The organism is Salinivibrio proteolyticus, assembly GCF_027286365.1.
Lineage (GTDB): Bacteria > Pseudomonadota > Gammaproteobacteria > Enterobacterales > Vibrionaceae > Salinivibrio > Salinivibrio proteolyticus.
On record NZ_CP114585.1, the window covers coordinates 499,715 to 520,768 of the forward strand.

At 47.4% G+C, this 21,054-nt stretch carries 23 protein-coding genes and 5 pseudogenes; 9 read left to right on the plus strand and 19 right to left on the minus strand.

The features are described 5' to 3' along the window. Positions 1-972 (plus strand): L-threonylcarbamoyladenylate synthase, encoded by a 972-nt coding sequence (locus N7E60_RS16185; RefSeq protein WP_077675221.1) that lies wholly within the window; start codon positions 1-3, stop codon positions 970-972. On the opposite strand, the gene N7E60_RS16190 is transcribed toward N7E60_RS16185, so the two are convergent. Both N7E60_RS16190 and N7E60_RS16195 read right to left on the minus strand, forming a co-directional pair. After that, positions 965-1,384 carry a PaaI family thioesterase gene (locus N7E60_RS16190; RefSeq protein ID WP_167315163.1) on the minus strand — a complete coding sequence of 140 codons (420 nt, stop codon included), beginning with the start codon at positions 1,382-1,384 and terminating at the stop codon, positions 965-967. The genes N7E60_RS16185 and N7E60_RS16190 overlap by 8 nt on opposite strands. Beyond that, positions 1,377-1,886, minus strand: a complete 510-nt coding sequence (locus tag N7E60_RS16195; RefSeq protein WP_269598667.1) for a NifB/NifX family molybdenum-iron cluster-binding protein — start codon at positions 1,884-1,886, stop codon at positions 1,377-1,379. Before N7E60_RS16195 ends, N7E60_RS16190 begins: the two co-directional genes overlap by 8 nt. 224 nt (positions 1,887-2,110) lie before the next feature. Between N7E60_RS16195 and vapB the strand changes: the two genes are divergently transcribed. Both vapB and N7E60_RS16205 read left to right on the plus strand, forming a co-directional pair. Next, positions 2,111-2,344 carry a type II toxin-antitoxin system VapB family antitoxin gene (vapB, locus tag N7E60_RS16200; protein ID WP_069363032.1) on the plus strand — a complete coding sequence of 78 codons (234 nt, stop codon included), beginning with the start codon at positions 2,111-2,113 and terminating at the stop codon, positions 2,342-2,344. 13 nt (positions 2,345-2,357) lie between these two features. Next, positions 2,358-2,756, plus strand: a complete 399-nt coding sequence (locus N7E60_RS16205) for a type II toxin-antitoxin system VapC family toxin (protein WP_069363033.1) — start codon at positions 2,358-2,360, stop codon at positions 2,754-2,756. A gap of 31 nt (positions 2,757-2,787) precedes the next feature. Here N7E60_RS16205 and N7E60_RS16210 read toward each other — a convergent pair whose 3' ends face one another. The 5 genes from N7E60_RS16210 to N7E60_RS16230 form a co-directional block, all read right to left on the minus strand. Next, entirely contained in the window at positions 2,788-3,069 is a 282-nt protein-coding gene (locus N7E60_RS16210) for a DUF134 domain-containing protein (protein WP_021023566.1), read from the minus strand. 127 nt (positions 3,070-3,196) lie between these two features. Then, positions 3,197-4,645, minus strand: a complete 1,449-nt coding sequence (gene gnd, locus N7E60_RS16215; RefSeq protein WP_069589412.1) for a decarboxylating NADP(+)-dependent phosphogluconate dehydrogenase — start codon at positions 4,643-4,645, stop codon at positions 3,197-3,199. 11 nt (positions 4,646-4,656) lie between these two features. Beyond that, a complete protein-coding gene (gene pgl / locus N7E60_RS16220) occupies positions 4,657-5,382 on the minus strand; it encodes a 6-phosphogluconolactonase (RefSeq protein ID WP_269598668.1) in 726 nt (241 codons plus the stop codon). Continuing rightward, positions 5,379-6,881 (minus strand): glucose-6-phosphate dehydrogenase, encoded by a 1,503-nt coding sequence (gene zwf, locus N7E60_RS16225; protein ID WP_077662404.1) that lies wholly within the window; start codon positions 6,879-6,881, stop codon positions 5,379-5,381. The genes pgl and zwf overlap by 4 nt, the downstream gene beginning before the upstream one ends. Before the next feature lie 221 nt (positions 6,882-7,102). Continuing rightward, positions 7,103-8,026 carry a LysR family transcriptional regulator gene (locus tag N7E60_RS16230; protein ID WP_269598669.1) on the minus strand — a complete coding sequence of 308 codons (924 nt, stop codon included), beginning with the start codon at positions 8,024-8,026 and terminating at the stop codon, positions 7,103-7,105. 223 nt (positions 8,027-8,249) lie between these two features. Here N7E60_RS16230 and N7E60_RS16235 point away from each other — a divergent pair, with 223 nt between their 5' ends. After that, a complete protein-coding gene (locus N7E60_RS16235) occupies positions 8,250-9,881 on the plus strand; it encodes a glycoside hydrolase family 13 protein (protein ID WP_269598670.1) in 1,632 nt (543 codons plus the stop codon). 109 nt (positions 9,882-9,990) lie between these two features. On the opposite strand, the gene N7E60_RS16240 is transcribed toward N7E60_RS16235, so the two are convergent. The 10 genes and pseudogenes from N7E60_RS16240 to N7E60_RS16285 form a co-directional block, all read right to left on the minus strand. Next, positions 9,991-10,512 carry a GNAT family N-acetyltransferase gene (locus tag N7E60_RS16240; protein WP_269598671.1) on the minus strand — a complete coding sequence of 174 codons (522 nt, stop codon included), beginning with the start codon at positions 10,510-10,512 and terminating at the stop codon, positions 9,991-9,993. A gap of 170 nt (positions 10,513-10,682) precedes the next feature. After that, positions 10,683-11,060 (minus strand): hypothetical protein, encoded by a 378-nt coding sequence (locus tag N7E60_RS16245; RefSeq protein WP_069589419.1) that lies wholly within the window; start codon positions 11,058-11,060, stop codon positions 10,683-10,685. Positions 11,061-11,281: 221 nt separating this feature from the next. After that, complete coding sequence (locus N7E60_RS16250) at positions 11,282-11,698, minus strand: GNAT family N-acetyltransferase (RefSeq protein WP_244323574.1); 417 nt, start codon at positions 11,696-11,698, stop codon at positions 11,282-11,284. A 101-nt stretch (positions 11,699-11,799) separates the two neighbouring features. Beyond that, on the minus strand, positions 11,800-12,183 hold the full coding sequence (locus N7E60_RS16255) for a hypothetical protein (protein WP_167315169.1): 384 nt from the start codon (positions 12,181-12,183) through the stop codon (positions 11,800-11,802). Positions 12,184-12,216: 33 nt separating this feature from the next. Next, positions 12,217-12,873, minus strand: coding sequence for a Type 1 glutamine amidotransferase-like domain-containing protein (locus tag N7E60_RS16260; RefSeq protein ID WP_269598672.1), 657 nt, complete (start codon positions 12,871-12,873; stop codon positions 12,217-12,219). 36 nt (positions 12,874-12,909) lie between these two features. Next, complete coding sequence (locus tag N7E60_RS16265; RefSeq protein ID WP_269598673.1) at positions 12,910-13,413, minus strand: P-loop NTPase family protein; 504 nt, start codon at positions 13,411-13,413, stop codon at positions 12,910-12,912. Positions 13,414-13,430: 17 nt separating this feature from the next. Next, a pseudogene (locus N7E60_RS16270) lies at positions 13,431-13,622 on the minus strand (GNAT family N-acetyltransferase); the annotation flags it as partial. Between the two features lie 99 nt (positions 13,623-13,721). Next, positions 13,722-13,958 (minus strand): hypothetical protein, encoded by a 237-nt coding sequence (locus N7E60_RS16275; RefSeq protein ID WP_269598674.1) that lies wholly within the window; start codon positions 13,956-13,958, stop codon positions 13,722-13,724. Between the two features lie 315 nt (positions 13,959-14,273). Then, positions 14,274-15,437 carry a cytotoxin gene (locus N7E60_RS16280; RefSeq protein WP_269598675.1) on the minus strand — a complete coding sequence of 388 codons (1,164 nt, stop codon included), beginning with the start codon at positions 15,435-15,437 and terminating at the stop codon, positions 14,274-14,276. A gap of 723 nt (positions 15,438-16,160) precedes the next feature. Next, positions 16,161-16,439 carry a hypothetical protein gene (locus N7E60_RS16285; protein WP_077675204.1) on the minus strand — a complete coding sequence of 93 codons (279 nt, stop codon included), beginning with the start codon at positions 16,437-16,439 and terminating at the stop codon, positions 16,161-16,163. Positions 16,440-16,591: 152 nt separating this feature from the next. Here N7E60_RS16285 and N7E60_RS16290 point away from each other — a divergent pair. From N7E60_RS16290 to N7E60_RS16305, 4 genes and pseudogenes are all read left to right on the plus strand, one after another. Further along, positions 16,592-16,699 (plus strand): annotated as a pseudogene (locus N7E60_RS16290) (IS110 family transposase); the annotation flags it as partial. A 263-nt stretch (positions 16,700-16,962) separates the two neighbouring features. Beyond that, positions 16,963-17,244 (plus strand): type II toxin-antitoxin system TacA family antitoxin, encoded by a 282-nt coding sequence (locus N7E60_RS16295; protein ID WP_069586513.1) that lies wholly within the window; start codon positions 16,963-16,965, stop codon positions 17,242-17,244. Beyond that, a complete protein-coding gene (locus tag N7E60_RS16300; protein ID WP_269598676.1) occupies positions 17,244-17,522 on the plus strand; it encodes a type II toxin-antitoxin system RelE/ParE family toxin in 279 nt (92 codons plus the stop codon). Before N7E60_RS16295 ends, N7E60_RS16300 begins: the two co-directional genes overlap by 1 nt. Before the next feature lie 409 nt (positions 17,523-17,931). Next, positions 17,932-18,824 (plus strand): annotated as a pseudogene (locus N7E60_RS16305) (IS3 family transposase); the annotation flags it as partial. Positions 18,825-18,841: 17 nt separating this feature from the next. On the opposite strand, the gene N7E60_RS16310 reads toward N7E60_RS16305, so the two are convergent. Further along, a complete protein-coding gene (locus tag N7E60_RS16310; RefSeq protein ID WP_269597162.1) occupies positions 18,842-19,966 on the minus strand; it encodes an ISAs1 family transposase in 1,125 nt (374 codons plus the stop codon). A 97-nt stretch (positions 19,967-20,063) separates the two neighbouring features. Here N7E60_RS16310 and N7E60_RS16315 point away from each other — a divergent pair. Further along, positions 20,064-20,360: pseudogene (locus N7E60_RS16315) on the plus strand (integrase core domain-containing protein); the annotation flags it as partial. Between the two features lie 7 nt (positions 20,361-20,367). Here N7E60_RS16315 and N7E60_RS16320 read toward each other — a convergent pair. Next, positions 20,368-20,903, minus strand: a pseudogene (locus tag N7E60_RS16320) (transposase); the annotation flags it as partial. Between the last annotated feature and the right edge of the window lie 151 nt (positions 20,904-21,054).

Genomic DNA, 21,054 nt, shown 5'->3' on the forward strand with positions numbered 1-21,054 from the left:
ATGTCGTTGAAAACGCAACTTCTCTCAGCGCAGTGTTCAACGGACCTAACACAAGCCGCCGAGCTACTGAAAGCCGGCGAACAAGTCGCGGTGCCCACAGAAACCGTGTACGGTTTGGCAGCGGATGCCAGCAATCCAGACGCCGTCGCGGGCATTTTTACCGCCAAAGGGCGACCCGCCAATCATCCTTTGATTGTTCATCTCGGTGACGTCGCATCGATCACCGAGTGGGCAATGCAGATCCCGGATGAAGCATATAAGCTGGCGAATGCCTTTTGGCCAGGGCCGATGACGCTGCTGCTGCCACGAGCCGAGCATGTTTCACCGGTAGTCACGGGTGGATTAGATACCATTGGGCTTCGCGTGCCCGCGCAACCTGTGTTGTTGGACCTGCTTACCACTCACCAACTTGCCGTTGCCGCCCCGTCTGCGAACCCGTATAAAAAGCTCAGCCCCACTACGGCAGAGCAGGTGATGCATGGTTTAGGCGGAAAAATAGCCGCAGTGATTGATGGCGGCCCTTGCCAACATGGGCTGGAGTCGACCATTGTCGATCTTACCAAGCGTCCATTCCGCGTACTTCGCGCCGGTCCAATCACTGCCAGCGAGCTGAGCGCCGTGCTGGGTGAAACAGTCGACGCCCCCGAGCAGCACGACACCGTGGTGCCCGGCAATGTGGGAAGTCATTACCAACCCAACACCCGGTTGCAGATGGTGGCTGCGGACTTGTCTGATCTCCCTGCGCCCCAGCCTGAAAAACGCGCGGCCTTGCTTCACTTTGGCGAAGCCCCGACACGGGATGATCTGGTCTGCATTGCCATGCCGGATGACGCCGCACGCTATGGGCAAGCGTTATATCACCAACTCGCCCAAGCCGACCAACTGGGCGTCGACGAAATCTGGCTCGCCCAGCCCCCTCATGGCGAAGCATGGCTTGCGGTGCATGATCGCCTACGCCGCGCCGTTAGCTAGTTTTTGACGCACGCATTCGCATAAAGCTTGCCGTTGCGCTGGCACACACAGTGTCTGCAACGGTAAGCGTTGCCTCCAACTGACTCATTCCGTGTTTCGCTTTTACACACCAAGCACGTATCTCTGCCTCAACCGCAATGGGCACTGGATGATGATAGCGAATATTAAGTGACGCTGTCACACTTTGCGGAGCAAACAAGAAGGTACAATGGGTGAATGCTGCATCTAAAAGCGTGGCAATCACCCCACCGTGCAGCTGATCTTGATACCCTTGCCAAGCGCTTTCTAACCATACTTTTGCGCTCACTGCAGTTTCATCGTCTTGGTAAAATCTAAGATTAAACAGCCCATTGTCACTGCAAGCCACACACTGATGATGCGACCGTGGCGGCATCACACGTAATTCAGTCATGGCAACCGCAACCCTGTCCACTATCGCGACCGTCTTTACCTTGCCTCCTGCCACATCCGCGATGCGCAGAACCTAACCCACTGCGTTTAGAACCACACCCGCACATTCGATCAGCACGACACGCTCCTTTCGGTGGCTGGGATTGCTGCTTCATTCGCTGCAACGCAGGTCGTCCGTGACTGGCATTCGTAAGCGGTTGCCAATATGCAGGCGACAGCCACTGAGTGGGATTTAGACGACCATTGGTTAACTGATACACATGTAAGCCAGCATCAAGTAATCCCGCTAACGCATACTCGCCAATATGACGGGTCACCACACGTGTTACTTGATTGGCTTTAAGCATCGCTATCAAGGCGTTTTTGGCACCACAACCCTCCGTTACACGTGGGTTGGCGAATTGAGCGAGTGCTTGGCCATCGTCGTCAAACAGCGCAAAGTGCTCGGCCTTCATAAAATGTCCCGCCGGACGGTCTTGGGTCATCGCAATAGCAATTGTCATCTTCCGTTCTCTCTTCATTAAAATAGCATATGCCAAAAATACGCCTCATTTATGGCATATGCAATAAATTAGACTAAAAGCGATAAAGAATATTGCATATGCTTGACATATGCTGCACAAAAATTAGACTAAAAGCGATAAAGAATATTGCATATGCTTGACATATGCTGCACAAAAATTAGACTAAAAAGAGATTAAGCACACGCCTGCCGACCGAGGACCCTATGAGAACAATATCCATTTTTAAAAATGGCAAGAACCAAGCGGTACGCTTGCCAAAGGATTTTGAGTTTGACGGTGTTAATGAGCTTGAAATTCATAAAGAGGGGGATGTCATCACCTTACGCCCAGCTCGACCAAGTTGGCTCTCATTTGGCGAGCTCGAAAAGGCTGATAGTGATTTCATGACCCATCGCGAGGAACTGATCAAAGATGAGGGGCGGTTCAACTTTGACTAATAAAATCAACTACATGCTTGATACATGTATTTGTTCATTCATTATGAGAGAGCAACCCAAAGCGGTGTTGAAAAAGCTTCACACTGTTGTCGGCAATCAACATCGCATTGTTATCTCAGCCATTACCTATCAAGAAATGCAATACGGGTTGTTAGGAAAAAAAGCATCACCAAAACATGCCGTGCTTGTTGATGCTTTTCTTCAGCGAATCGATGAGATTTTACCTTGGGATAAAGCCGCCGTTGACGCGACAACTGCAGTTAAGCGCAACCTAATGAATAAAGGCACCCCTATTGGCGGAAACGACACCGCGATTGCCGGGCACGCCATTGCGACTGGTTGTGTGCTAGTCACAAACAATACGAGGGAGTTTCAGCGTGTTGAAGGACTGAAACTTGAAGATTGGGCTTAATAGTACTGACGTAACGACGGCTCATGTCGAATTACTCTTCTGACTCAAACACCAGTGCTTTGCCTTCTACGAGGCAGGCGGTGGTTTTGGCGCGGGCGCGTTTAACTAGGTTGGCTAACGTTTGACGAGATACGCCCATGACTTCCGCCGCTTGCAGTTGCTGCATCCCTTGATGATCAACAAGGCGCATGGCTTCGAACTCATCCAAACCTATGGTCACCGTCTCTAGCTCACTGAGTGGAATGGCATTGGGTTTAAAACAGTTGGTATGCGGTTTCCCGCAAATACGGCGGGGCATTTTAGGACGCGGCATAAGGTCTCCTTTTTTGCCTATGCTAAGTGAGTTTTTTGCTTATGCCAACAAAAAGGGATGCTGGCGCATCCCTTTTCTATTTATAGCTATGGACAGTGACTTAGTCTATCACGTTACACGCCGTACGTTACACGTCGTACGTGGTCGAGGCGGTGTTACCGCCGGTGCCTGTCCAGTTGGTGTGGAAGAATTCACCACGAGGCTGATCAAGACGCTCATAGGTGTGCGCACCAAAGTAGTCACGCTGAGCTTGCAGCAGGTTCGCAGGTAGACGTGCTGTGGTGTAGCCATCCAAGAAGGTCAGCGCCGATGTAGTACATGGCATTGGGATACCGGTTTCCATCGATTTCGCCGCCACTTTACGCCATGCCGCCAAGCAGTTATCCAAAATCCCTTTAAAGTACGCATCTGAGCCCAAGAAGGCCAAGTTAGGATCTTTATCAAACGCATCGCGGATATTACCCAAGAAGGCTGAGCGGATAATACAGCCACCGCGCCACATCAACGCGACGTTACCGTAGTTCAGATCCCAACCATTCTCATTAGACGCTTCACGCATCAGCATAAAGCCTTGCGCGTAAGAGATAATTTTTGACGCCAGCAGCGCTTGACGCAGCGCATCAACCCACTCGGCTTTATCGCCTTCAACCGGCTGGATGTGTTTTTCAAACAGCTTCTCTGCCGCGACACGCTGATCTTTAAGTGCCGACAGGCAACGTGAGAAGACCGACTCAGAAATCAGGGTCAGCGGAATGCCAAGATCCAGCGCGTTGATGCCAGTCCATTTGCCGGTGCCTTTTTGGCCCGCGGTGTCGAGAATTTTCTCAACCAATGGCTCTCCGTCTTGGTCTTTATAGCCCAAAATGTCTGCAGTGATTTCAATTAAGTAGCTATCTAGCTCGGTTTTGTTCCAGTCGGTAAACACCTGCTGCATCTCGTCATGGCTCATACCAAGGCCGTCTTTCATGAACTGGTACGCTTCGGTGATCAGCTGCATGTCGCCATACTCGATACCGTTGTGCACCATTTTCACAAAGTGACCGGCACCATCACGTCCAACCCAATCACAGCATGGCTCACCAGCGTCGGTTTTCGCGGCGATGCCTTGGAAGATAGGTTTAACAGCTGGCCACGCTTCTTCAGAGCCACCCGGCATGATAGACGGTCCAAAGCGGGCACCCTCTTCACCGCCAGACACACCGGCACCGATAAAGTGAATGCCTTTTTCACGCAGTGCTGCCACGCGACGGTTGGTATCTGGGTAGTTGGTATTACCGCCATCAATAATGATGTCGCCTTCGTCAAGCAGTGGCGTCAGTTTGTCGATAAAGGTATCCACGACGGCACCTGCGCGAACCATCAGCATCACTTTGCGCGGTTTTTCGAGCTTCTCAACAAGCTCTTCTAACGAGTATGCGCCAACAATGTTGGTGCCCTTCGCTGGGCCTTCTAGAAATTCATCCACTTTGGCCGCGGTACGGTTATGCGCCACCACCTTAAAGCCGTTGTCGTTCATGTTAAGGATCAGGTTTTGGCCCATGACTGCCAAACCAATTACGCCGATATCACCTTTCATCGTGCTCTCCATTAATTCTGTTCTGGTAGTTTTTTTGCTGCCGCGGCATCGAGTACCCATTCCGTAGTGCCTTTGGCACTGCGGATATTGGCGGCAGGGTATGGCAGTTGGGTAGGATTGTGTGTGGCGATCTCATGTACGATCGCTTGTTTGCCTTCACCCAACACCAGATAACTGATTTTCTTCGCCGCGCGCAGCACACGGGCGGTTTTTGATACACGCTTTTGACCCGATTCAGGATGTGAGGCCACCAGCGCGAGCGCGGTATTGTCATACTGAGGATCGTGCGGGAACAGCGAGGCCGTATGGCCATCGCCACCGACGCCCAGCAAGATCCAATCAAACACAGGTGTGCCGTTTTCGCTTGGGATCAAGGCTTGCATTTCCGCACTAAAGCGCGCCGCTTCCAAGTCCGGGTCATCTTCACCACGAATACGGTGAATGTTCTCTTCCGGAATGCGAATGTGGCTAAACAGCAACTTATTGGCTTCACCAAAGTTACTCTCAGCGTCATCCGGTGCTACACAGCGCTCATCGCCCCACCAAAAATGCAGATTTTTCCACTGAATCGCATTGGCATAGTCGTCACTGGCTAAACGCTTAAACAGCATTTTGGGCGTGCTGCCGCCAGAAAGCGAAATGTGTACGGCACGATCTTGCTCACTGAGTGCTTGCATCGTGTCCGCTAAATGATTGACCACCGCGTCGGCATCATCAAAAACTCGGGCATTTATCATAATTCGCAGTATTCCGTGTCAGTCAGGTTTTTGCAGGGAAAGCGCCAAGCATGGCCATCACGCTCAAGCAACTGATCCGCTTCTTTCGGTCCCCATGTTCCACAGGCATAGCCAAACAAGGCTTTGTCATTTTCTTTGTACTGCAGAATCGGCTCAACAAACTGCCAACAAGCTTCGACCGCATCACTGCGCGCAAACAAGGTGGCATCGCCTTTAAGGGCATCCAGCAACAAGCGCTCGTACGCGGTCAGCATCTGGGTTTCTTCCAGTGATGCGTAATGGAAGTCCATGTTCACGGCTTTCGCATTAAAGCCGGCGCCCGGCTCTTTAAGGCCAAAACTCATTTGAATGCCTTCGTCGGGCTGAATGCGGATCACCAAACGGTTCTCAGGGGCATTTTTGCCGAACACAGGGTGGGGAGTCTGTTTAAAGTGGATCACCACTTCGGTCACGCGGGTTGGCAAGCGTTTACCGGTGCGCACATAAAAAGGCACCCCATTCCAACGCCAGTTGTTGATAAACATCTTCAGGCCAACATAAGTCTCAGTGCGCGAGTCTTCCGCAACCCCCGGCTCATTGCGATAACCCGGTAACGCATTCCCACCCACTAATGATTCCGTATACTGACCGAGCACCAAGTTATTGGTCAGATCATCATCAGACAGTGGTTCGAGTGATTGTAGTGCTTTAAACACCTCATCACGCATGGCGTCTGCATTGATTTGTGCCGGCGGCTCCATCGCCACAAGCGCAAGCACTTGCAGCAAGTGGTTTTGGAACATATCGCGCACTGCACCTGATTGGTCGTAGTAGCCACCGCGGCCTTCTACACCCAGATGCTCCGCACCGGTGATCTCTACATAATCGATAAAGTTACGGTTCCAAAGCGGTTCAAACATCGCGTTGGAAAAACGGAAAACCAGCAGGTTTTGTACTGTTTCTTTGCCTAGGTAATGATCAATGCGGTAAATCTGATGTTCGGCAAAGTGGGCGTGAATGTCTTTGTCGAGCTGGCGCGCGGAGGCTAAGTCATAACCAAATGGCTTTTCGACCACCAAGCGTTTCCATCCGGTGCTCTCGTCATTGAGGCCATGTTCAGCCAAGCTGGCAGGAATCGAATTGTAAAGCTTTGGTGGCGTGGCAAGATAAAACAGCGTGTTCCGCTGGGTGAAGCCATACTGATCGGCCAACGCATCTAACCGCTCGGTTAGGTGGTGGTATTCGTGAGTATCCGAGATATTAAATGACTGATAGTGCACATGCGCCATAAAGGCGTCGAGTGTAGCAGGATCGGTCTTCTCTAGCTCCTGCATAGAGTGACGCAACTTGTCGCGAAATGACTCGTCACTGTAGAAGGTGCGGCTTGCGCCTAGAATTGCGAAAGACGCAGGCAGCTGTTTGTTCGCATACAAATGATACAGGGCTGGGATCAGCTTACGGAAGGTCAGATCGCCAGATGCACCAAAAATAACAATGCTGCTGTTTTCTGGAATTACCATCATCTTTCCTTTGATAATAAAGGTACTGCATGTGATTTGCGCCACAAATTAGCAGCGCTATGGCCAAATTGGTAATTGGCGCTACCTATTGATGCCATCGTTGTAACCACTGAATCTGGCGGCTGTTCCTTGTTCATCCCTACATTGAGAACTCAGCATTCCCAGCCAGTGTGCTACAAAGGCGGTCTAGTCTAGCACTTTCTTACTCAATAAGCTTTACCCTAACTGGTATGACATGGTCGAGTGTCCATCTGCTGAGCAGCGTCACACAGCTGTTGGATCAGTGCCTCGACTTTCTCATGCCGCGCATTACACAGGGTATATAAACCGACGTTACCCGTTTTGTTGGGCTGGGTTGTCAGCACGCTCACGCCCTGACTGGCAAGGTATGTGTGGGCTTTGCTGGTATAAGGCATCACTGCTTGCGTGTCGTGCAATAGATCGATACTGGCGCTCAGCGCATCGACATCAAACACCACGGTATGCGCACAGGTGACAGGCGTAATCGGGTTGGCAAGCAAATGCGCATGCCGGGCATGATCAGGCGTGACACGCATCAGAGGCCAATCATTTAAACGCTGAGGATCGATGCGGGTCGATGTGTCTGCGAGTAGCGGATGGTTATCAGCCACATAGTAGCTTTCCGCGTCCTGAAACAAGGGCATAAAGCGCACTTGCTGGCTCGCAACCAGATCGTCAATTTCATGACCGATAAACACATCCACATCGCCACTGAGCAGCGATGCCATCAGTGCCAAGCGATTACCAAATTCGATGTGGACCGCACACTGGCGCTCAGCTTGATAATCAAGCACTGCCGGTTTAACAAACAAAGGCCACCACGCCTCCCCGGTACCAAGCTTTATTTGTCCCGCTTCACGCGCTTGCAAAGCATGAAGCTGGGCATGAAGCCGTTGTCGCGCAGCATGCTGTGCGGTGGCATGCTGATAATAAAGCTCTCCCGCGGGGGTCATACTGACGCCACGAGGATGGCGCACCAATAGCTGACATGCGAGACGTTGCTCAAGCTTTTGGATCTGTGCCGTCAATGAAGGTTGGCTGATCCCTAACTGTAACGCGGCCGCTTTAATACCCCCTGCCTCAACCACTGCAATAAAGTAGCCAGCAACTTTTTCTACATCCATACCGCACTCACTCACAATTTAGCGGCTTACTTTATAGCCTAATAGGGATAGACGATTCAATGATAACGCTTATTTTTAGTCCATTGCCACCCTATATATAGCCAATAGGTTATATCAATAAGCGTCACGCCTATTTTTCTTGGCATCGATCGCGCGCTAGGCTGTTGGCCACATCTCAAGCTGAGGCTTTGAGGATTTTTATTGTCGATAAGAGGTAATCGGTATGCAGAACGCTTGGTGGCATGATGCCGTTGTTTATCAAATCTACCCTCGCAGTTTTTACGACACCAATGGTGATGGCATTGGCGATCTTAATGGAATTATCGAGAAACTCGATTACTTACATTGGCTCGGCGTCAATGTGTTATGGCTATCACCGGTGTACCAATCGCCGATGGATGACAATGGCTACGACATTTCCGATTACTGCGCGATCGCGCCTGAATTTGGCACCATGGAAGACATGACGCGCTTGATTGATAAAGCCGGCGCGCTTGGCATCAAAATCGTGATGGATTTGGTCGTCAATCACACCTCCGACGAACACCCTTGGTTCCAAGCTGCGCTTCAAGACAAAAAAAGTCCCTATCGTGACTTTTACATTTGGCGCGATGCCAAACCCGATGGCAGCGCACCCGATGATCAAGGCTCAATTTTTGGTGGCAGTGCATGGCAATGGGAGCCAAACACCGAGCAATATTACTTTCACTTGTTCTCCAAACGTCAGCCCGATCTCAATTGGGAAAACCCCGCCGTCCATGACGCCGTGCATAAAATGATGAACTGGTGGATCGACAAAGGCATTGGCGGATTCCGCCTCGATGTGATTGATTTAATTGGTAAGGAAATCGACAAAGGCATTACCGGCAACGGGCCGCGCCTTCACCCTCTGCTACAGGCAATGAATCGAGCCACATTTGGCGACAAAGACTTGCTCACCGTCGGCGAAACATGGGGCGCAACGCCGGAGTTCGCCAAGCTTTATAGCGCACCGGAACGCAATGAACTCTCCATGGTGTTCCAATTTGAACATATTACCGCTACCTGGAACGATGGCGATAAATGGCAGCCCGTACCGCTGGATGTCGCCGCCCTCAAACAGGTACTGTTCAAATGGCAACAAGAGCTGGCCGATAGCGGTTGGAACTCACTATTTTGGAACAACCACGATTTGCCGCGCGCCGTATCCAAATTTGGTCACGACGGCCAATACCGAACCCGCTCGGCAAAAATGCTCGCCACAACCTTACACTTGATGAAAGGCACGCCCTATATCTACCAAGGGGAAGAGATTGCGATGACCAATGTCGCCTTCCCGTCTATCGACGATTATCAAGACATCGAAACCCGCAATTTTTACCACTTGCGTGTTGCAGAAGGCGTTGATCCAGACACCATGATGGAGGCGGTCTACCAAAACAGTCGCGATAACGCCCGTACTCCAATGCAATGGGAGAACGCACCGCAAGCAGGCTTTACCCAAGGAACACCATGGTTACCGGTTAATCCTAACTACACCACCATCAATGTGGCACGGGCAACTGAAAATAGCGGCTCTGTACTTTATCACTACCGTGAACTGGTAAAGCTCCGCAAGCAATACCCAGTGATCGTACACGGCCAGTTTGCGCCTGTAGAAGAATCACACCCTAACGTGATGGCTTACGAGCGCTTCGACGATACCCACCGCATTTTGGTAGTCAGCAACTTTAGTGAGGAAAAACAAACCATCACCCTCCCCACACACTGGCTCGATAAGGCCTTAACCTGCCTTAGCTACAATATGGATCCGGTCAAACAGTTAAGCACCACCTACAAACTAGCCCCTTACGAGTCGTTTGCGGTAATGCAGTAGCAAGGGCGTATAGTCGCCGATGTCATCACGCGCCTGCAGATAGCTGCAGGCGCCCAGCCAAAGGCGACTCACCCCTCTTACACGCCATAAACGACGTCTACCGAAGCAATTAATACATATACCCCAGCCAATCCATATGGCCTGCAGGCCATGATTTGTCTTTCATCGGTTTTACATACAATTCATCGACATATTCGACCGCAACGCCATAATTTGTATGTTCATGGATGCGTAGCCAAGAGGAATGTGACTCGACAAGCTGAAAGCCATTAGCCACATAAAAATCGTGCACCTCAGAGATAAGAATAATGAAATCAACGTCCTTATCTCTGGCATAGTCAGCCAGTTGCGCCAGCATACTCGAGCCAATCCCTTTTCTCTGCCAAGCGCTGTCGATGCAAAAATCACTCACCCCTAATACTTTGTATACGTCGCCACCGACATTCACTGCCCTATAATCCAACCCCATATAACCAATCAGTTGATTACCTTGGTACTGCAATGCCCGCATGTGGAGAAGCTGCTTATAGTAAGAACGGGCAACTTGATGGTCAGGAAATGCCTTGTTTCTAAGGGCTTGAATAGCCTCATGCTGCGCGTTCGACACTTCGATTTCTGGGAGAATTTCCATGTTTAAGCTATTGATAATAAATCCATTTATTCAATTATTAACGAAGTCGACATATTAATATGATTCCAATCATGTTGGCTTATAGGTCACGGGGAAATGAGTTTTAGTTCACACAATAAAAATGGCGGCTTCTACGTAACGTAAAAGCCGCCATTTCGTAACAACCTCGATTAGCGCTCGATGATAACCAGATCGATACGGCGTAAATCTTCATCTCCCGGCGTATGTCGGTATCCCATTGCCGACATTACAACCGTTTCCTTCGCTGGTTCAACAGCAAGGCTTTTCTCGCCTTCTTGTGGATCTTTAATGCTCTTGATGTAGAAAACACCGAGACTTTGACCTGAGTTACCACCGATAAGGTCAATATCGAGTTCGCCATGGTGTCCGGTTTTTGCAATGACTTTAAAGGTTCGCTCGTGTCCCTCAGGTATTACTTGGTTATTGATGGAAGCGCCATCTTCTTCTACCCAAGAGTCACGCGTCACTTGGGTGGTGATCGACTGTTGGGTAAAGTTCTTGATAGTTACATTGGCTGGACTTGACATGTTTATCTCCTATAAATCTTTAATCTTCATCGAAATGCCTAGTATTCTGGCAATTGACACGATCAAAGCACTTATAGGCGTATCCCTAACGCCCTATACGCCAACCGCTAAGTACTGGTCATCTCAAGTTAAGACCCAAGAACAACAACAAGCAAGATTTGCCTATAAAAAAATACATTGTCATGACATATCACTTAGGACTGCTGAATAGTCATAAGCTGTTAGGTCACCATCAATCGATACAAATACGCGTCACTCGCCCCATACTGAATCCGTTTGATTCTTTGAAAACCCTGTTTCTCGTAAAACCGCTGCGCGCCGACACTGAACGTGGGAGTTTCTAGTTCGATCACTTCTCCCGGCAGTACGTGTGCCTTAAGAAATTCGAGTACCATCTGACCCATCCCTCGTCCTTGATAATCTGGGGCAATAAACAGCCTTATCAACTGGAGGATGCCGGATTGATATAAAAAGTAAAACCCGCCCACTCGCTGACTGTTTTGCTTAATCACATAATATTGGTAACAGCTTGCGGCGTATCGTTGATGATCATAACTATCGTAACCAGGCGGTCCCGAGCCACAAAGCGCGCGGTCAGGTGCAAATGCGCGTATTTGCAGCCGTACGAGTTCATGCATGTCACACTCATTCGCCTTTTCGATCAAGCACACGTCATCACTCACTTCTTTCACCATACCAAGCAGCTGTGGTCACGCCTCTTTGCAATCACGAATGGGACTCATGGTTGCTCTATCTGCTTAAAGTTGAAATTCAATAGCTGAGATTTACTGATTGGCGTGCTCGATTCAGCAAAGAAAACGTGTCGCGCTCCCGCCCCTAGTGTCGCTTCGCGGAAAGCACGTACCTCAACATTAGTAATCCCACCTTCAATTTTCTCGATAAATTGAACAATCGCTATTGGCGATAGAGAAAAAATACTTTTAGGTAATAGTTCATCAAGTACATCTTTTAAGCAGCGTTCAATGGCAAAAAATTCACCCATTAAGGTTCTTGGATGCGATAGTGCTGCACATGTCCGCACTATCGAACTATCTGTTTCAAGATGTATTGCTCTAACTTCACCCTTTTTAATTTGCAGATGCACATGATTTTTTTTGAACACTTAAACTCCTTAGAAAAATGGCACACATCATTTTTAAATATTGGTCTTATCAACATTCTTAATGGTTACCTGCGCACCCGTTTGACTGTTGATTGTCTTATGGTACCGACCATTAACGAAATGTAGTGCTGAATAATCACTTATCCCATAGCAAGGCATGTTTATATGATGATTGGCGAACTGAGAAAACAGCTCAGCTTTTTCGTCACTCCCCGGATAATGCGCTGATGCAAGACCTTGGACAAAACTAAGCCCCTCGATAACGGAATACTTCTCAGGATCGCTATCAGTGATCCCGTAGTCGAACCAACATATTGCGCCCGCACTCATACCACACAATATGATGCCACTTTCATAGCAATCTTGAAGTAGTTTATCTATTCCCCACGCTTTCCATACCGCTAACATAGAGCGTGTATTACCACCGCCGACATAAATTACATCTTGCTCTTGCAGATGTGTTCGCCAGTCTAGGTTGGCTTTAAATAATGGAAAATGACTTAAGCGGCGACTGAGTTTGGACTGATAAAAACGGTCGATGGCTTCCTCAGCATCCCCAGTGGCAGTGGGAATATAGCAAACTTTCGGATCGCTTTTCCCAGTTAACCTGAGTGCATATTGATCTAATTCGCTTTGCTGTTCTCCCATCATCCAACCACCACCGCCTAACGCGACAATATGTTTATCCATGACATGGCCTGATTATTGACTAAAGTTCCCTATGTATTAAAAAGTATCAAGGAAAGAAGTGACATCTTCCCTTCGCGTAAAATGAAATTTTACACCAACAAATTTTTCGAATAATTGGCGATGATAGCTGTGTGAGCTCTTTGATTTTCTAGAATAATACTCGGAGGCCCATTGGATTAACGCTTGAAAGTTATTTTTCGCTAACTCAGCATTCGTTTCTTCGCTAACATTTTGACCTCTTAAACGTAACGATTCTTCGCATTTGGTCCAGTCTATATCAATAAAAATCAATGTATCAGCAAACTCAGGTAACTCTTCAACGAGCGCACCAAAAACACCTTCGACAACCCAAGCATCCTCTGATAATAATTGTTTTAAATCGCTATCAATAACTTCTGTTGGCCGTTTATTGCTATATCCACCTGGCTCCCAATAAAAAGTGTCTAGGTTAACGTCTCTAGCACCAATCTTGGCTGACAGCCGAGCTGATAGCCAACTCTTCCCAGCCCCTGAGTTACCTATTATGACAACTCTTTTCATACACGGTTACCCATTTAATTGTCGCCACTTAAAAACAATGACTCGTGGGTTCGTATCCAACTTTCGGCATCAGAAATACTATATGGATGGGGGATATTTGCGGTCATTTCCGATATTTTCTTTTCCCCAACCAGTTCGGCGACACGTTCCGCATCATTGAGAGAAAACGGCCTCAATATTAACCTGTCACTTTCGAAGATTTTTTGCACTATACCTCCTTAAAAAATGAAACGAGCCTTATAAAAGGTCAAAGCGCATGATTTCTTAATGAAATTTAATTATCCAAATAGATTTAAGCCTAAATATTACTATTGAAATTCGTCACCCTGATTTTTTAAGGTTTTATGCCCGCATCTTGTACAAACTTCATATCGATCGATTAAGTCCAACGATGCACCAATAGGACTAGCAACACCACCAAAGAAACCGTCGAGAAAAGCCTTAAACTGTTCTTTTTTACTTTTCCCATATTTCGAAGGCTTTTGCTTTATGATTTCTTTATGCTCAGTTTCTTGCCCACATTTCTCACAAAATATACTATTCATTCTGATTCCTTAGTGCTTTTAAAACCGACTTTACTGTTCGATGCGTCTTATAGCACCACTCAATCACTTTCGGTTTTAAGCTTAGTGAATATATTGTGTAGTCTTTTTAACTTGATTTGAAGGATGGCTTACTCAGGCCGTCGATACCTGCTCAATAAAACTGGTTAAAATCCATAGTCGACCCAATTCTTTGAGGGCTTTAGTCCCGCCAAGTACTGCTTGGCGAGACTTCTATTAAAAACTATGAGGCTCAAGGCCTTTCCATGCTCTATTTAATTTATCGCGTCTATCTAAACGTTGCTCTGTTACGCTGATTTAGCGTTTGATGACAATGGTACCCGTTTCAACGACACGAGATTCCTTCGGTCCAATAATTTTTGCTGTGTGCTTTTCGGATGAGAAAAGTGATTTCGCTGATGTCTTCGGTTGGATGATAGATGGGGCATGCTCTTGTTTCTGGTAATGAATTTCCCAATTTCGTGTTTGAGTATTGTAGCTCATGAAGGCAAAGCCATGGACATTCTGAATAATGGTGTTGCCTTGTTGGTAAAAGCCATAGTCACAACTACTCATATACTTGATTAAGTTATTACCGTGGTCTTGCAACTCATTGTATTGCTTATCTTCTTTTCCACCTTCAACATGGTAGACTCTAATGCGGTCATCGTCCCAGTCATCGACAACAAAAGAACACCCACTAAAATTTGGCGTGAAAACATACAAATGGTCTCGATGAGGATCGGGGTGCTTGGGTATATCGAGGTACTTGCCTTGCGCTACCCAGTAGGCCATCTGTGATGTATTTTTATCGGGCTGTTCACCTGCGAATGTATCGATGACTTGAATACTACCGACTGTTCCATACGCGTATTGGTACTGCATACCACTAAAAACAAGTTCACCGCTCTCTCTTACTTCCTTTTGAGTCGCCGCGCTAAGTGATGAGACCTGATGGGCGACAACTCCAGTACTGACAGGCTGATTAGCAAAGCTCGCCCCAAGTAGATCCGAGGGTAAAACACGTTTTCCTACCGCATCGTTTATTTCCGTTACTGATGCCGGTGCCGGTAACACAATTGCACCAGGAATTTTCTGCTCTTCACCGACATAGATACGGTTATTTTGTTCTTTCGCTTTACGGTCAGTGACTATCTTATTTCTGTGCTCAGCGTATCGAGGTTCATTGGCTTGAGTTTTTTGCCAGTTTTCTTCTTGCTCATGAAACCGTTCTCTACGCTGTCTTTCAATTTTTTCTCTCGAAGTTTCTTTTGGAACGACACGTTCGCTAGCTGCTTTATCTACCGGCATTGATGCGCCTGTCGGCGCGAAATTACTTGCAGTAGCACCATCTAATGCAGCCTTTGACGCAGCGTGTTGCCTAGCCATTTCACAACTTGCACAAGGACACGTTAACGGGTCAGGATGCATGACGGGGCATCGATGAGGTTTAGAGGAGTCAAAAACATCGGATAAGTTCATATCATAATCCACTCGAGTTCTCTGAATATGCGCATCGTTCCATAATAAGGAAAACGGGTGCGTAACATGCAGTAGTTATGTTAATGAGTCACCCTCCTATTTTTAAACAACGTTAAACGTAGAGGGTTTGGCAGTACGCTCCAATATCATTGGAGAGTCATGCCGCCTAGTACCATTAGGTCATCATTGTTCTATATTTACCGCCACCAGTTTCATATCTATCCGTGACGCACCCATGCCACCCTAACGAGTATAAGGTTAGCAGCAGGACGCTGACCTCAGCATCGACAAAACCTGGCTCTTGGTAACACGTTTTTCATAACATAGTCTTCTGCATGTGACGAGAAAAATCGTTATGTGATGTTCACTATTTTTAGGTGGGTATATCATTCTATCGATTCGCCGCCCCAATGCTAAAATAAACCGCCATATTGATGTTCGCAATAGAATGGTTATTTGGGACTTGATAAGCCGAGACAGCGTGATTTAACTCGTTCCCACGCTACTGCGTGGGAACGGGAAGTAATGTCTGATGGCCCTGTCACATGATTGGCTGGCGGCGGTGAGACCGCAGTAAGAGACCTTCTATATGTGTTTGCCGTAAGCAATGACTTAATGGCGGAAATGACAGAGCGAAGTAGACGACTTTGTTGTTCGAGAGCATTGGCTGCTGCGCAGCCAAAAAATGCTATTGCCTATTGACCGGCTAAGGGCCCATAGGTGTTAGGCGACATTTCTACGTTTAACTTCTTTCTTATACGAAGATTCATTGTATAGCCAAATAACCCAAAATGCGAAAAACATCCCGATCGTGTAAATTGAGTAATTAAGAGCATTATCCGATAAGAAAATCGTAATGCTTGCCGCATCAGAAGATGGATAAAGGAAAATAACATTAAAAATCATGTACAAAATGGCTGTGACGAAAGTCGTTCTGAAAAGCCAATTTAAACACCCTTTCTTTCGCGATTTTTGCCAATTATCAAATGCTTTACCATTCATTAATCCACTCCTTTCTATTAACTGAAGCTAGATTCACGCCAAGATACTATCAATACTCTATCGTTTATCTCATGTCGCCTAACGAATGACATGGATTCCCCCTCTTGACGATCTGCCACACTTAAGTGCGGCCTTTAATACCGGAGGTAACCATGTCTACTCAATTCTTTGGTGGCGTTGATCTCGCCAAGTACCACTTTTCTCTTCACGCGGTGGATGACCACGTAAAAATCATTTTCCATAACTCGTTCTCACGCTCCTGAGTGGAAACGGGAGGTAATGTCTAATGGCCCTGTCACGGCAAGCAGCGGTGAGTCGCAGTAACAGACCTTCTCTATGTGTTTGCCATAATCAATGACTTAATGGCGGAAATAACAGAACCTTTGTTGTTTGAGAACATTGGCTGCTTGCGCAGCCAAAAAAATGCAATTGCCTATTGACCGGAGAAGGGCTCATAGGTGTTAGTTGCCCATCTCAAGTCCGAGTGCTAACATTTGTACACACAACAGCAAAGGAACACATCATGGACACTAGAATTCAATTTCGTGTTGATGAAGAAACAAAACGCCTAGCACAACAAATGGCTGAGAGCCAAGGGCGCACACTGAGTGATGCTTGCCGTGAACTTACTGAGCAACTCGCTGAACAACAAAGAAAAACATTATCTCACGATGCGTGGTTAACTGAACAAGTAAACCTAGCGTTTGAGAAGTTTGACTCAGGAAAATCCGTTTTCGTTGAGCACCAAGCTGCTCAATCTCGAATGGAAGAGCGTAAAGCCAGAATCCGTAATCGAGGCAAGTAATGATTTTATGGGAAGAAGCGTCACTTAACGATCGTGAAAAGATCTTTGAGTTTCTCTATGACTTCAACCCTGAGGTGGCGGAAAAAACTGACAGCCTCATTGAAGCAAAAGTAGAAAACTTGCTTGAACAACCTTTAATGGGCGTACAACGAGATGGCATCCGCGGACGATTACTCATTATTCCTGAGATTTCGATGATTGTCTCTTACTGGGTCGAGGGCGATATCATCCAAGTTATGCGTGTACTGCACCAGAAACAAAAATTCCCTACGGATTGATTGCTCGCTCTGGGGAACTAACGCTAAGCTAAATTGCAGTTGAATCCGCGATGACTTAATGGCGGAAATGACAGAACGAAGTAGACGACTTTGTTGTTCGAGAGCATTGGCTGCTGGCGCAGCCAAAAAATACTATTGCCTATTGACCGGCTAAGGGCTCATAGGTGTTATTTGTGGGCTGACTGATACACGTTATTTTCTATTGAAGCTCCTGCAAACTCAAAGGTTAGACGCCCTATTCGACTTGTAACCCTCCCTGTTTTAGTGGCACTCTAAATTAGAGTTTTTCCTACTTTCATGCCTTGCTAAATACTCCCAAGGGGTCAGATCATCGAGTGTAGTGGTACGGTGAATTTGGCCACCTGATTGGAGGTGTTAAGATGCACCTCATAGCATGACAGGTGAAACTATGACCAAGCGTACCAGACGCACTTTCAGTGCGGAATTCAAACTCGAAGCAGCACAACTTGTTCTCGACCAAAACTACTCTGTTGTTGAAGCCGCAAAAGCCATGGGTGTGGGTAAATCGACAATGGATAAGTGGGTAAGGCAACTTAAGCAAGAAAGAAAGGGAGTGACTCCTCAAGCCTCACCAATGACACCAGAGCAAATTGAGATACGAGAGCTGAAGAAGAAACTTGTACGCCTTGAAGAGCACAATGAAATATTAAAAAAGGCTACAGCTCTCTTGATGTCGGACTCACTGAACAACTCTCGATAATCGAGAAACTCAGGCAGAGCTATAGTGTAACGACCTTGTGCCATGTGTTCAGTGTCCACCGCAGCAGTTACAAATACTGGCGTTGTCGCTCTAAGCTTGTTTCCCCAGAGTTGGTGAAACTTAAGAGTCTCATTAGAGAAGTTCATACGGCAAGTAACGGCTCTGCTGGTGCGAGAAGCATTGCCGACATGGTGACGGCCCAAGGTGTAAAACTGACACGCTATCGAGCTTCTAAGATAATGAAATTATTAGGGTTGGTAAGCTGCCAAACACCGAAGCACCGTTATAGAAAGGCATCACAAGAGCACGTAGAGATACCAAACCATCTGTCTCGACAATTTGCCGTTCCCGCTCCCAACCAAATCTGGGTAGGTGATGTAACGTATGTCTGGACGGGTCAGCGCTGGATGTATCTTGCTGTTGTCATCGATCTGTTCGCGAGAAAGCCGATTGGTTGGGCGATGTCAGTATCACCCGATAGCAAGTTGACAGGAAAGGCACTCTCTATGGCGTTTGAATCACGAGGTAAGCCCAAAGGCGTGATGTTCCACAGCGACCAAGGAAGTCATTACACTAGTCAGGGCGAGATTACGTATGCTCAAATTTCAGTCAACCCTTTGATTCCGGCCAGTACAATTTGCTCTAAATAAGCAACATTCATCGATGCCATCTTCTGCTTGCGTCTAATACTTGCCTTTTTGCTGCTCTCTAACCGAAGCATATTAAGAGCCATGTGACGCACGCCAGCGAGAATCTCCGCCGCATGCCCACGATAAATTTGGCACGCATCCTCATTCATGGTCACATCGAGAACCCAGTGGAGTCGGTTTTCTATCTCCCAATGACCACGAACTGCCTCGGCAAATCGTTCCGGTGTCAGTGTCGCTGAACTAATGTAATAGCGGTATTCCAGTGATTCTTCTCCCTTTGAGTCAATGCGATAGCTAATAGCAACACCGACCGTTTGAAGCGCTTGCCAGTCGGGGAAATCTATCGCCAGTTTCTGCGCTGGCATGACGTAATATTCGCGTGCTTCGATGCGTCCATGCCCGTGCTCAATGTCGCATTCTGGGCTTATTTTAACTAACGGTGCCAGGGCTTTTTGAACCGCTTTCTCCAAGCTTTTTTGATTGCCTTTGACTGCGAGTAAATAGTCACCACCTTGCTCAACAACTTGCTTGGCGATACCTGTTTGGCAACCCATAGCATCGATGGAAACCAAGCATCCCTTGATGTCCAACAGGTTGATGAGTTCGGGTATCGCTGTGATTTCATTCGACTTGTCTTGAGTCTTAACCTGGCCCATTACCACACCATTCGCTGTCGCAAAGGCACTGACCATGTGGAGAGTGGATTGCCTATCTTCTCGGTTATAGGAGCTACGGAGCACCTTCCCGTCGATAGCAATCAGAGCGCCGTTAGCGTGCACGTTGACGGCCTGCATCCATTTCAAAAAACAGTCCTGAAACTGGTCAGGTTCGATGGAAGAAACCACTCTGGCAATCGTGTCATGAACGGGAATGCCTTGAAGGAACAGGCCTTTATCTTGCAGCCAATCAAGGTGTGCTTCGCCAAAGTCTTCAATGTCTTCCCATCCCTCCATGCCAGCAATGGTGGCGCACACCGTTAGGAATAAGATATCGAACAAAGGGTACGAAATTTTGGCTGATTGTCGTGTGTCTTGGATAACAGAAAAGTACTGAGAAAAAGCATCGATGGACATCGTGAACTCCCGTCAAAAAGGGAGTATATGATCACAGCGATAAGTGATCGTCAAACTGATCTACTTTGCTCAAAATTCGTTCGTGATCTTGCCCTGTTACACTAGTCGTTCTTATCGGCAACTGTTGTGGCGTTATCAAATCAAGCAAAGCTTATCTAGGCGAGGTAATTGTTGGGACAATAGTCCGATGGAGCGGTTCTTCAGAAGTCTAAAGACAGAATGGATGCCAGTGTCAGGTTATCGGAATTTTAGCGAAGCAAGAGAGCATATAACTCGTTACATCACAGGCTATTACAGCCAACTCAGATCCCATCAGTATAACGGTGGGCTGACACCCAATGAGTCTGAACGGCTGTATTGGGAAAACTCTAAAACTGTGGCCAATTTTAGTTGACCACTACAAGCTTGAGCGAACAGTACACTCGATGGACTCGTTTATGATTCCATCGGTGTCCCCAGCGCCTAAGTACTTTAAATAATTTGCCAAAACCGTAGGCAGGATAACGCTCTGCTGCGTCCTGCAACGTCGCGATAACCTCATCATCCCGATGCGGATCTGGTCGGTAACGATAGACTGAGTCGCTAATGCCAACTACGCGGCAGGCCATTCGCAAACTGACCTGATAGTGTTTGCGAGCATAATCGACAAGCTCGCGCTTAACCGCTGGCCCTACAGCTTTTTTTCCAGAATATCTTTAACGATACGGTGCTCAAGGCTTAGGTCGGCAAACATTTGCTTGAGCCTCCGATTCTCATCCTCAAGCTCTTTAAGCCGTTTAACATCTGACGCTTCCATCCCACCATACTTGGACTTCCAGTTGTAGTATGTCGCATCAGAGATGCCATATTCGCGACAGACTTCGTTGACCTTTCGGCCTGCTTCGACTTCCTTCAAGATCTTTACGATTTGTGTTTCTGTGTAGCGTGATTTTTTCATCATGCGTTCTCCGTTTGTTTCAGTGTAAACGGAAAAACTCTAGTTGCTAATGACCAGTTTTTTGGGGAGGGTTACACTTCACTTACAAACACACGATATTTAGTCGTATCCAATATTCCTAAGAAGTAGGTTGCAGTGAAAGTAGACAAGA